This window comes from Macrococcus epidermidis (genome assembly GCF_024205965.1).
GTDB classification, from domain to species: Bacteria; Bacillota; Bacilli; order Staphylococcales; family Staphylococcaceae; genus Macrococcoides; species Macrococcoides epidermidis.
The window spans coordinates 1,424,303-1,436,998 of the sequence record NZ_CP073819.1; the positions used below are offsets into that span (position 1 = coordinate 1,424,303).

13 protein-coding genes are annotated in these 12,696 nt (G+C 32.7%); 1 reads left to right on the plus strand and 12 read right to left on the minus strand.

What is annotated here, in order from left to right:
* The 11 genes from KFV12_RS07475 to KFV12_RS07525 form a co-directional block, all read right to left on the minus strand.
* Positions 1-318: a YpoC family protein gene (locus tag KFV12_RS07475; RefSeq protein ID WP_254256472.1), complete on the minus strand. Its 318-nt coding sequence runs from the start codon at positions 316-318 to the stop codon at positions 1-3.
* Positions 315-968: an endonuclease III gene (gene nth, locus KFV12_RS07480; protein ID WP_111714997.1), complete on the minus strand. Its 654-nt coding sequence runs from the start codon at positions 966-968 to the stop codon at positions 315-317. Before nth ends, KFV12_RS07475 begins: the two co-directional genes overlap by 4 nt.
* Positions 958-1,635: a DnaD domain protein gene (locus KFV12_RS07485; protein ID WP_254256473.1), complete on the minus strand. Its 678-nt coding sequence runs from the start codon at positions 1,633-1,635 to the stop codon at positions 958-960. The genes nth and KFV12_RS07485 overlap by 11 nt, the downstream gene beginning before the upstream one ends.
* Positions 1,636-1,722: 87 nt before the next feature.
* Entirely contained in the window at positions 1,723-3,018 is a 1,296-nt protein-coding gene (asnS, locus tag KFV12_RS07490; protein ID WP_111715000.1) for an asparagine--tRNA ligase, read from the minus strand.
* Between the two features lie 2 nt (positions 3,019-3,020).
* Positions 3,021-4,205, minus strand: coding sequence for a pyridoxal phosphate-dependent aminotransferase (locus tag KFV12_RS07495; RefSeq protein WP_111715001.1), 1,185 nt, complete (start codon positions 4,203-4,205; stop codon positions 3,021-3,023).
* A 74-nt stretch (positions 4,206-4,279) separates the two neighbouring features.
* Positions 4,280-6,874 (minus strand): helicase C-terminal domain-containing protein, encoded by a 2,595-nt coding sequence (locus KFV12_RS07500; RefSeq protein ID WP_111715003.1) that lies wholly within the window; start codon positions 6,872-6,874, stop codon positions 4,280-4,282.
* A 9-nt stretch (positions 6,875-6,883) separates the two neighbouring features.
* Positions 6,884-7,852, minus strand: a complete 969-nt coding sequence (locus KFV12_RS07505; protein ID WP_254256474.1) for a biotin--[acetyl-CoA-carboxylase] ligase — start codon at positions 7,850-7,852, stop codon at positions 6,884-6,886.
* The gene (locus tag KFV12_RS07510) at positions 7,845-9,068 is read right to left on the minus strand and encodes a CCA tRNA nucleotidyltransferase (RefSeq protein WP_254256475.1); all 1,224 of its coding nucleotides are present in this window, start codon (positions 9,066-9,068) and stop codon (positions 7,845-7,847) included. Before KFV12_RS07510 ends, KFV12_RS07505 begins: the two co-directional genes overlap by 8 nt.
* Positions 9,069-9,087: 19 nt before the next feature.
* Positions 9,088-10,209 (minus strand): N-acetyl-alpha-D-glucosaminyl L-malate synthase BshA, encoded by a 1,122-nt coding sequence (bshA, locus tag KFV12_RS07515; protein ID WP_254256476.1) that lies wholly within the window; start codon positions 10,207-10,209, stop codon positions 9,088-9,090.
* 9 nt (positions 10,210-10,218) lie between these two features.
* Entirely contained in the window at positions 10,219-10,587 is a 369-nt protein-coding gene (gene mgsA, locus KFV12_RS07520; protein WP_254256477.1) for a methylglyoxal synthase, read from the minus strand.
* Complete coding sequence (locus tag KFV12_RS07525) at positions 10,584-10,910, minus strand: nucleotide pyrophosphohydrolase (RefSeq protein ID WP_099578189.1); 327 nt, start codon at positions 10,908-10,910, stop codon at positions 10,584-10,586. Before KFV12_RS07525 ends, mgsA begins: the two co-directional genes overlap by 4 nt.
* 60 nt (positions 10,911-10,970) lie before the next feature.
* Here KFV12_RS07525 and KFV12_RS07530 point away from each other — a divergent pair, with 60 nt between their 5' ends.
* Positions 10,971-11,849, plus strand: a complete 879-nt coding sequence (locus tag KFV12_RS07530; RefSeq protein ID WP_111715013.1) for a YitT family protein — start codon at positions 10,971-10,973, stop codon at positions 11,847-11,849.
* Positions 11,850-11,973: 124 nt separating this feature from the next.
* Here KFV12_RS07530 and KFV12_RS07535 read toward each other — a convergent pair whose 3' ends face one another.
* Positions 11,974-12,669 (minus strand): zinc metallopeptidase, encoded by a 696-nt coding sequence (locus KFV12_RS07535; protein WP_111715015.1) that lies wholly within the window; start codon positions 12,667-12,669, stop codon positions 11,974-11,976.
* Positions 12,670-12,696 lie beyond the last annotated feature (27 nt).

The following is a 12,696-nucleotide window of genomic DNA, read 5'->3' on the forward strand; positions in this document are numbered from 1 at the left end:
TTATCGCTTCTTTTTTATGCTTTTTATCGCAATTAACTTATTGATTTCAACAAGCATTGTCTTCATTTGCTGATAACCCATAAAATGATGTTTACGCTGTTCAATATACTTTATACGTTCAATAAAATTTAAAGGTCCTATTTGAATATTATCAGCTTTAAGTTCAACATTGGGTTCTAAATCATTTAATGTTCTCATTAAATACAGTAATCCTTCATAATATTCATCAAGTAATTTTATTGCATCAATACTATTCAATGTTCTATTTTTACTGTGCTGATCAATTTGTTCTTCCAGCTCACTCATTCTCTCTTTCATGATACAACCACCTTATGACGTTTCTTACCTTCTCTGCAATCCTTTAACAATGGACATTCAAGACATTTCGGATTGCGAGCTGTACAATGATATCGGCCAAAGAAAATTAATTGATGATGCGTTTTGTTCCATCGTTCTCTCGGAATCTTATTACATAATGTTGCTTCAACCTGCTTTACATTATCTTTCCATTTACATATACCAAGTCTCTTAGATACACGTTCTACATGCGTATCAACAGCAAGTGCAGGAATTCCAAACGCTACTGATACTACTACATTGGCAGTCTTTTGACCAACACCTGGTAATGCAACAAGTTCAGCATGTGTCTGCGGAACTTTTCCATCATATTTATCTATTAAAATACGACATAATGCCTGAATATTTTTTGCTTTATTCTTATATAAACCGATTGAGCGAATATCATCCATTAGCTCCTCAATCGGAACATTTATATAATCTTCTGGTATTTTGTATTTTTGAAATAACGTTCGAGTTACTTTATTGACGAGAACATCTGTACATTGTGCCGATAATAATACAGCAATTGTTAATTCAAATGGATTGTCATGAACAAGTTCACATTCAGCATCAGGAAACATTTCATCAATAACATCTAACATTTCTAAAGTTTTCTTCTTACTTATCATATGGATTCTCTCCGTTCACCCAATCAAAAACAGGAATATCAGGTACTGTTTTAGATAGCGTTTTTGACGGCTTATATTCATTACTTACTATTTTTGATTCATCAATCGTCTTAACATTACGTTTTTTCCAGTTCAGTAATATTCGATCGATATATTTAATACTCAGTTTATTATGACTGCTTGCTTCGTTTAAAGCTGTAATAATTAGTGGCGCAGAATGCTGATCTGTATCTATCCAATGAGAAATCGTTTCGATTTCAATAGGTGTTAAAGGTCGTGCAAATGTTGCTTCAAAACGTTCAAATATTTCTTTAAAACTCGTTTGTCGTACATTGACATCGTTAATTTTTTCTTGTTCTTCTTGTAATCTTAATAATTGCGATTCTAATGGTGTTAAATCGTAACGTTCTTCAAATGACACATCATTATATTTTTTTACATCAATTTTTATAAAATCTTTACTGATTAAGTTTTGTAATATCAACATCACTTGCGACTTGTCAACACTCATCGCATTGCTAATTGTCTCAAATGAAGGTAAACTACTTTCAATTGATAATTCTATTATTTTCATGATCATGATGAGTTCTGTTTCACTCATCCCAAGTTGATGATATTGTTCAAAAAGAATACGAGGAATGATGACATCTTGTTTAAATATACTCATTGTTTCCCCCTTGGTGATAGAAAAATCGTACAGATATAAAATTATATCTATACGATTTAATATTATTAATCTATATTAACTTAAATTTTATGGATATAAACGATTCAGTAAACGTGGGAAAGGACTCGTTTCACGAACGTGTTCTACACCTGAAAGCCATGCTACTGTTCGTTCTAATCCTAATCCGAAACCAGAGTGTGGTACACTGCCGTATTTACGTAAATCAGTATAATAACTATACGCAGCCGGATCTAAACCATGTTCTTTAATACGTGATTGAATTAATTCAAGATCCCAAATACGTTCTGAACCTCCAATAATTTCACCGTACCCTTCTGGTGCAATTAAGTCTGCACATTTAACTGTTCCTTCTTCATCAGGATTAGGCTGCATATAGAATGGTTTAATTCCTGTCGGATAGTTTAAAATAAATACAGGTAAATCGTAGTGATTAGCAATTGCTGTTTCATGCGGTGCACCGAAATCATCGCCCCACTCAATATCATCAAATCCTTGTTCTTTTAAGAATTGAATCGCATCAGTATATGTTATACGTGGAAACGGTGCTTTTACTTTTTCTAATTTCTCAGTGTCACGACCTAATAATTTTAAGTCTAATTGACAGTTCTTAAGGACTGACTGAACAATATATGAAACATACTGTTCCTGAACTTCTAAACTATCTTCATGTTCGTAAAATGCCATTTCCGGTTCAATCATCCAGAACTCGATTAAGTGTCGACGTGTTTTAGATTTTTCTGCACGGAATGTAGGACCGAATGAAAATACTTTACCGTGTGCCATCGCTGCCGCTTCCATATAAAGTTGTCCTGATTGGCTTAAGAACGCATCTTCTTCAAAATATTTCGTTGCAAATAATTCGCTTGTGCCTTCTGGTGCAGATCCTGTTAAGATCGGTGGATCAATCTTTGTAAATCCATTGTCGTTAAAGAACTCATATGTCGCACGTATAATTTCATTTCGAATTTTCATTACCGCATGCTGACGTTTAGAACGTAACCATAGATGACGATGATCCATTAAGAAATCTGTACCATGTGCTTTCGGTGTAATAGGATAGTCCACTGATTCATGAATCACTTCTATGCCTGTCACTTCCATTTCATAACCGAAATCTGAACGTTCATCTTCTTTAATTACACCAGTGATATATAAAGATGTCTCCTGCGTAATACCTTTTGCAACTTTAAATAATTCTTCACCAACTGATTCTTTTACGACTACTGCTTGCATAAAACCAGTTCCATCACGTAACTGAAGGAATGCAATTTTACCGCTTGATCGTTTATTTAAAATCCATGAACCGATTGTTACTTCTTTACCTACATATTTACTCGCTTGATTAATCGTTATTTTTGTCATGTTTATTTCTCCATTTTCTCTTCTACGAATTCTTTAATGCGTTTAATCGCTTCATGCATTGAATCTAAATCCGTCGCATAGCTTAAACGAATATTATTTGGTGAACCAAAACCTGATCCTGGAACCACTGCAACTAATTTTTCTTCTAATAATGCAGTCACAAATGCCTCTGTATTTTCATATCCACAAAGTTTCACTGTTTCACTTACATTAGGATATAAGTAGAATGCACCCTTTGGTTTAATACATTGAATGCCTGGTACCTCCATCAGTTTAGGATAAATCTCATCTAGACGACTTTTGAATATACCATTCATTTCGTTTAAGAAAGTTTTATCTCCATTGTATGCTTCAACTGCTGCCCATTGAGAAGGTGTTGTCGGGTTACTTGTAGAGTGACTTGATAAATCCGTCATCGCTTTAATTAATTTCGCATCTCCACAAGCATAACCGATACGCCAGCCTGTCATTGAATGACTCTTTGAAACACCATTGATTACAACTGTTAATGCTTTGATGTCATCATTAAAGCTAGCGATACTCACATGTTCACCATCGTACACAAGTGTTTCATAAATTTCATCTGATACTACGACAATATTATTTTCTACTGCCCAGTCTGCAATTTGTTGTAATTCTTCTTTCGTGTAAACCATTCCACTTGGATTACTAGGTGATGTTAAGACAAGTGCTTTTGTTTTGTCTGTTTTCACTTTATTTAGCGCATCGATAGTAACTTTATATTCAGTTGTTTCGTCACTATCAGCATAGATAACTTTACCGCCAGCTAATATTACTTGTTCAGGATAGCTTACCCAATAAGGAATTGGGACAATTACTTCATCTCCCTCATCAAGTAATGCCTGAAATAAATTGTAAAGTGCATGTTTGGCACCACTTGCTACCATAATTTCATTTAATCCATAATCTAAATTATTATCATCTTTTAATTTCTTTTGAATAGCTTCTTTAAGTTGTTTCATTCCACCAGATGGCGTGTATTTCGTTGCACCATTTTGAACGGCTTCGAATGCTTTATCAATAATATTTTGAGGTGTATTAAAATCTGGTTCCCCTGCTGCTAAACCAATAACAGGTTTTCCACTTGCTTTTAATTCATTTGCTTTAGCTGTTATTGCTAAAGTCGTTGATGGTGTTAACTTTTGAACACGTTGTGATAATTCCACGATTCCTCATTCCTCCCAGGATTCATTATAAGAACAGTTTACCAATAATTAAGTCATTTATTAAGTAGTTTAAGCTAGAATTCCGAAAAACTTTTGTAGAGTGTATACATAAATTTCTCAAAATCCTCAATATTCCCCTCTTGCTTATTAAAGTTTGAAAGTATATGACTGAATTTAGTTGCATAGCGACTATCTACTATTCTTCTATCAAAACAAATCATCCAACCACGATCTTTTTCGTTCCGAATTAAACGCCCAGTAGCCTGGTGTAGTTTATTGACAGCGATAGGAACCTGGTAATCTAAAAACACATCTTCAACTTCTTCTTTCATTAAAGCAATATTTAAATCTTTCGGATGCATAAAAGGTAAAGAAACAATCATTACGCATTTTACACCGTCATACTTAAAATCTATACCTTCATAAAATGTTTGCGTAGCGAGCAATACACCTTTTTCTAATTGATTAAATTGCTGATTCAGTTTCGTAGTATTAACATCACTATTTTGCGTCAATATAACTTGATCAAGTGCTGTTTCATATAAGTAGTCTCTCAAAATTTCAACTTGTTGATAGCTATTTAGTAAGATTAATGCTTTACCATCATAATTGTTTAAATACATCAATATATATTCCAGACATTTTTCTATATATGCTTCTTGTTGCTGATAATTGAATGCTGGTATATCTGTAGGTATATATAAAGGTGCTTTATATTTTTCGAATGACGCATCAAATTTTATATATTTTTTGCTCTCCATAAATAAGTCTGATAAAACGTTATGTTCATTAATTGAGTTTATCGTTCCGGAGATAAATATTTTCGAATCAAAAGCATCTAAAATATAGTTTTCAATCACTTCTTTTACATTATGCTCTTTTAAAATAATATGAATGCCTGATTTATTGTGATTATTAAACATGATATATAGCTCACCATGTAACAATATATTGTTATAACATCGTTCAAAGTTTTCTTTTAAGTTAATAATCATTTTGCGTTGGATTTTTGTAATGTTAGGTGCAGAAGCAATCGTTGACAGCGTATGCATTAATTCAAGCATTAAAATAGCTGGTTCATCTGCTTTATTGATTTCAGCTTGTATAATACGATCTGAATAATAATGTGTAAGCAGGTAATCAAATAACTGTTCATACTTTTCATTTAATTGCTGTAATTCATTATTAATACTCCCGTATTGGAAAAATGTCAAATCATTTAGTTTTTGCTTGTGACTAATAGCACTTGTATCAAATTCCTGCAATGTCTGAGATATTAAATATTTTAAATTCTGATATTTCATTTCAAATGTCGTGTATTTTAATGCGTAATTAAGTATTTGATGTGCTTCATCAATAATAATATGACGATAATTTTCAAATACATTAAATTTTCGATTTGATAAAAGATGTGCATGATTCGTGATTCCAATATGCGCCGTATCTGGATAAGCATCAAACAAATAAGTTTCATTTTGTTGAGGTATATAGAGGCTACGCATCAATTCAAAGTATATTTTACGTCCTCCATTTAAGTTCAGCTGTTCGATATCACCATCGTTACCACTCATTAAAAAGATGATCAACTGCATTTTTAATATGGAAATATCATGATTAATTTTTGTATCCTTTAAAATATAATCTACAAATTCAATGGTTAAATAATGATTTTTACTTTTAATAATTTGATACGGTATATTTAAACCTTGACGCTTTAAAAGTGTGATATCATAATCAATCATTTGATTTTGTAGCGCTATCGTAGAAGTAGACACGAGTACAGATTGATTAGTCTTCGCAATAAAATATGCGGCAGCAATTAAATAACTTAATGTTTTTCCGCTGCCAAGTTCTGCTTCTATCGTGATTTCAGTTTGTTGTTTTAAACTTAAATAAATTTCATAAGATAATTGATATTGTTCTTCTCTATAAATAAAATCGAGTGAATGTATCGTCTGTTCAAAAAATGTTTCAAAAGATACATCGATATTAAGTGGATTCACTTGTCTATTTTTTTTGATAAAATTAATGCCGTTCACTGTATGATAATCAATAGAACTATGTTCATAATCTCGTATCAGATCAAATAATACTTCATCAAAATGATAGCGCATTTGTTTGGCATGGCTATATAATGATTTCAAAGTAGTACTAGGTAAATTGCGTAATTGATCTAATGCAATCATTAAGATTTCACAAGTTGCTTTCGCATCGTCAATTGCTCGATGTGCATTTGTTAACTTTATATTTAGCTGCTCAGATAAATAAGACAATTGATACCTCGACATTTGAGGAAATACTATCTTAAATACATCTACAGTATCAATAATATACTTTGGTTTATAGAATATATTACTTTCATTAAAATATTTTCTTAAAAAATTTAAATCGAAATCAACATTATGTGCTACAAACACACACCCTTCTAATAATTCATATAGTTGAAGAGCGATCTTTTGAAATGTCGGTGCATGTTCGACCATTTCATTATTTATTTTTGTTAATGACTGAATAAACGGCGGAATCGGTTGCGTAGTATGCACAAATGATTCAAATGTGTCGATAATCTGATTGTTTTGCATAATACAAACACCAATCTGAATCATTTCATCCACTTCCAGATTATTCCCTGTTGTTTCTAAATCTACAATAGCATATTTTAATGCCATATTTTACACCTACACTTCTATATCTGCACTTATGAATTGATGGCGTTCACCTATATCATCTAATACAACGAGTACACCATCGTCTTTTAAATCGATAGCTTTGCCATAAATTTGTTTATTGCCTTCAGTATACCTTAACGTTCTATCCCAAATCATAGAATAGCCTTTATAAATTTCTTTTATCTCTTTAAATGGTTGCGTTAAAAAAGCTTCATAATAGTGTTCAATTGAATCTATTAATGCTTTAATAAAAATATAACGATCAGTATCTGTTTTAGACTCAAGTTTAAAACTTGTAGCAGTATCTCTTATAGTTTCATCAAAATCTTCGAGTTTATGGTTAATATTTATACCGATGCCGCAAATGATCGTATGAACACCATCAGAATCTCCATTGATTTCTGTTAAGAAACCACATACCTTCTTATCATTGATATATACATCATTCGGCCATTTAATTTTTGGTTCAAGCTGTGTTACATTTTTTATCGCTTCAGCGATCGCAATAGAAATAAACAAATTAAACGTTGCAATTTGCTGATAGCTAATATTAGGATGCAGCACAAGGCTCATCCACAAACCAGTATCACGTTTAGAAGCCCATGGACGTTTAAAGCGACCTCTACCAACTGTCTGAATTTCGCTTAATACAAGTAACGGTTCATCAAATTCCATTAATAATTCGTGTGCAATAGTCTGAGTTGAAGTTACTTCTTCATAAACAAATTGTTTTTGAAATATTGAATCCCCTAAAACATATGATAATAAATCACTGTCCCAATGATCTGGAACCGATGTAATGCGATATCCTTTATTCTTTATTGACTCAACTGAATAGCCTTGTGTCTTCAAAACTTCAATTGCTTTCCATATCGCAGTGCGTGATACGTTGAATTGTTCAGCGAGTTTTTGTCCAGAAACATAATTGCCTTTATGCATCATTAAATATTCAAGTATATCCTGTTTATATTTAGACATGATTCTTTGCCCACTCCAATATTTTTTCTTGTCGATTGCTCAGTCGTCCTTCAATAACTGCTAATTCAATGTTGTTTAGCATACTTTTTAGCCATGGACCAGGTTTTTTATTTAAATATGTCATTAACACATTCCCATCAATTTGCAATTCATCTCGTGTCTGAATTGTTAATTGCAGTTTAGCTTTTTGAATTGATGTTATATCTACTAAATTATCTATTACAACTTTTTCATTTAATATAAAATGATACACATTTTGAATTAAATCTATATCAAATCGATATACAAACGCTTTTAAACTCATCTCAGGGTGATTAAAATAATCAAAAATTAAGACGCAATCTTTTATTTTTTTCTTCTCTTGATTGGATAGTTTAAAATCAGAAATTTTAGATGTTAAATCCTGATCTATTTTTAATTCACAATATATAATATATGCGATGTAAACTGTAAATTCAGCAGGTGATTGCAGCTGATACGTAGTAGTATTCCCCCTTATATCTCTAAAAAAAGGTAGATATCTATGCATTGTCTTATAAAAAATTTGTAATGCTTGATGTACGCCTTTACCCATCAATAGTTTCTTCAATTCAACAACGATACGTTCGATAGAAACTAAAGCAATTGTTGCAGCAAGTTCATCAATAGCCAGCAGCGTATTCTCTTCAATATTGAAATTTAGGACACTTTGAAATCGGATAGCACGCATCATGCGTAATGCATCCTCTTCAAATCGATGTGCTGCATGACCAACTGCACGTATTTCTTTATTTTTCAAATCTTTTTGACCATCAAAATAATCGATAATTTCGTGTGTTTCACTTAATGCCAGCGCATTGATGGTAAAATCTCGACGTTCTAAATCAGATTTCAAATCGGTAACGAATTGTACTTGTTCAGGACGTCGATGATCAATATATTCACCATCTACTCGAAATGTTGTTACTTCAAACTGAAAATCCTGCCACAATACGATGACTGTACCATGTTCAATACCAATAGGCACAGTCTTACTAAAAATCTTGATAATATTCTCCGGTAAACAATTTGTAGTTATATCGATATCATTTACCTCTTTTTTAAGCAATAGATTGCGTACAGCACCGCCTACAATGTAAGCTTCATATCCATGCAGCTTTAATTCTTCGATAACTTCATTTGCAGCTATAATCAACGTTTGTGTTGTATGATTTAAATATGTTAGTTCTAATTTCATAACTACTCCATTTTTGATATTAATTTTTAACTAAAGATTGGTAGATTGCCTCGTATTGATCTGTAATAATTGTAGAATGGAATCTTTCATTAATATCAACTTTCATCGCTTTCTGAAATTTTGAATATAAATTATCATTCATAAGTAATTCAATGGCGTATTCACTTGCTTGAACTGTATCCCCTACATCTACAATATATCCTGTTTCATTATGTTTAATGACTTCCTGAATACCGCCAGCTGTTGTTCCGATACACACGACACCGGTATGCATCGCTTCAAGCAATACAAGTCCAAAACTTTCTTTTTCACTCATCAATAAGAATAAATCAGCCATTTGATAATAGCTCGCTACCTTATCCTGTTTACCTAAAAACATGACATCTTCAAGAACACCTAGTTTTTTTGCATAGCTTCTCATTTTCGATAGTTCTGGGCCATCACCTAATAAAATGAGCTTAGACTTTAACTTTGCTCTTACTAAACTAAACGTTTTAATTACATCCTGAATGCGTTTTACTTTCCTAAAATTTGATACATGAATCAACACTTTATAATCATCAGGTATACCATAACACGCTCTTAATGCTTTATTATCAATTGGTTCAAAATCTTTTTCATTAATAAAGTTGTATACTGTATTGATTTCCTTATATGGTGCAATAATATCATATGTTTCCTGTGTTAATGCATTACTCACACTTGTGACTATATCGCTCTCTTCGATACCAAATTTTATGGCACCCTTTAATGTTGAATCGTACCCAAGAACCGTAATATCAGTACCATGTAAAGTTGTTACAATACCTACATCTTTTCTGGCAATTTGACGTGCAAGGATACCACAAATTGCATGTGGTACCGCATAATGCATATGTAATACATCAAGGTCATACACATTGATAACTTCCGCAATTTTAGTTGCCAACGTAATATCATAAGGTGGATACTGAAAAACTGAATATTGATTAACATCAACTTGATGGATCGTAATATTTGGCATTTGGAACTGTATTCTAAATGGGGTGTTAGAAGTAATAAAATGGACGTCATGGCCTCTCTCTGCCATCTTTATTCCGAGTTCAGTTGCAATAATTCCTGAACCACCCATTGTAGGGTAACATGTTATACCTATCTTCATAATGACCTCCTATAATGACTCAAAATACGTAATAATTGCTAGGGCGCTACCTTCGTTTGTAGCAAGTGGTACATCATAAACATCAGACAACCGTAACAATGCACTGACATCTGGTTCATGAGGTTGCGCAGTCAAAGGATCACGGAAGAAAAAGATGGCATCAATTGCTTTATTAGCGACTAATGCACCAATTTCCTGGTCACCACCGAGTGGTCCTGATTTAAATCTTGTTACATTCAAACCCGTTCTTTCAATTACACGTAGACCAGTTGTGCCTGTTGCAAACAACTGATGTTTACTAAATTCATCTATGTGATCTTCAATAAACTTAACTAGCGCATCTTTTTTCTGATCATGTGCGATAATAGCAAACTTCACTCCTTATCCACCCTTTCAAAGCGATTTTTATCCCTATTATTAAATTTATCCATCGTCTGATTAAAACTTTCTGTCAAATCAATATTCATTGAGTTAGCAAGACAGATTAACACAAAAAGATTATCAGCAAGTTCTAATCCAATCTCTTTTTCTTTTTCACTTAGTTTCTTTTGTTTTGGACCATATACATGATTAATTTCTCGTGCCAATTCCCCGACTTCTTCTGTTAATCTCACCATATTTTCCATTGGTGAAAAATAACCAAGTTTAAATTGATTTATATATGCATCGACTTCTTGTTGCATTTCTAATAATGATTTCATAATTACCTCCAAAATATTAACATTATTATGTATAATTAATTTTATAAAGGGGGTTAATAAATGCAAAAAACGATTCAAGTAAAATTAATTAATATTATCATGATTCTTATCGGTGCATTTATTTTTAGTTTTGGTATCGTGAATTTTAATATGGCTAATGCGCTGACAGAAGGTGGTTTTACCGGTATTGCTCTAATATTATATCATTTATTTCATTTCAGCCCTGCTATATTGAATTTAATCTTTAACATTCCACTTTTCTTTGTAGGATATAAACTATTAGGGAAACTTTCATTTATCTATACCTTAATCGGTACTTTAAGTGTATCGTTATTTCTTGGTATTTGCGAAAAATATCCATTACATATTAATTTAAAAGATGATTTACTTCTCGCTAGTTTATTTGGCGGTGTATTTATTGGTGCAGGTCTCGGCATTATCTTTCGATTCGGAGGAACAACCGGTGGTGTTGATATCCTTGCCCGACTTATGAAAAAATATTTCGAAGTACCGATGGGAAGAACGATGTTCGCATTCGATTGTCTCGTTATTCTTGCAACATATTTAACATTAGGTGATTATCGCATTACAATGTATACACTCGTCTGTGTATTTGTTGGAGCGCGCGTCATCGATACAATCCAGGACTCAGGTTACTCTGCACGAGGTGCAATGATTATTTCTGAGCAACATCAGGCAATTTCTGATGAAATCAGTAACGTATTAGAACGTGGTGTTACATTAATCTCAGCACATGGACATTATTCTAAAACTGACCGTCCAATAGTATACTGTGTCGTGCCAAGAAATGAAATCACACGTCTAAAACAGGTCATTAACAGTATAGATCCACATGCCTTTGTATCATTGCTAGATGTACACGACGTGTTAGGCGAAGGATTTACTTTAGATGAATTTAAAAAGCCGATAGAAAGATAGTATAAAAATTATAAAATACATAATTAAAACCGACCATATCTTTAAATCAACGAATGATTTATAGATATGGTCGGTTTTATAAATTAGTTATATTAATTATAAGTTGCTTAATGATTCAGCATGATTAATCTGAATTTCTTGCCATCATGAAAAATCTTAAGAACTCTGCAACAGCTACTGCAGTCGCTGCAACATATGTCATTGCTGCTGCAGATAAAACAGTTTTAGCATGACGGTATTCTTCTTCATTAACAATATGCAATGCTTCAATCTGATTCATCGCACGCTTACTTGCATCAAACTCAACCGGTAATGTAACGATTGAGAATAATACTGCAAATGACATTAACACAACACCAGCCCATATAGCCATTGTTCCAATGCCACCACCTTGTTGGCTCATTCCAGTTAATACTGCACCAATCATGATAAGTATGTAGCTAAATGTTGTCCCTAAATTTGCTAATGGTACTAAAGCACTTCGTACTTTAAGCATTCCGTAACCTGTAGCATGCTGAATTGCATGACCAACTTCGTGTGCAGCAATTGCAGTTCCAGCAACACTTGGTTGTCTGAAATTAGATGGACTAAGTACTACAACCTTTTTATTAGGGTCATAATGATCTGATAAGAACCCTTCACCTTCAATAACTCGAACATCTGTAATACCGTTTGCTGCTAAAATTTCTTCAGCTACTTGTTGTCCAGATTTTCCACTTGTAGAACGTACGCGACTATATTTATTATAAGTAGACTTTACTTTATATTGGAAATACATCGGTACTAACATAATGATAATAAAATACAGGATATAACTCATTAATGTATTGCCTCCTTATATTAGATT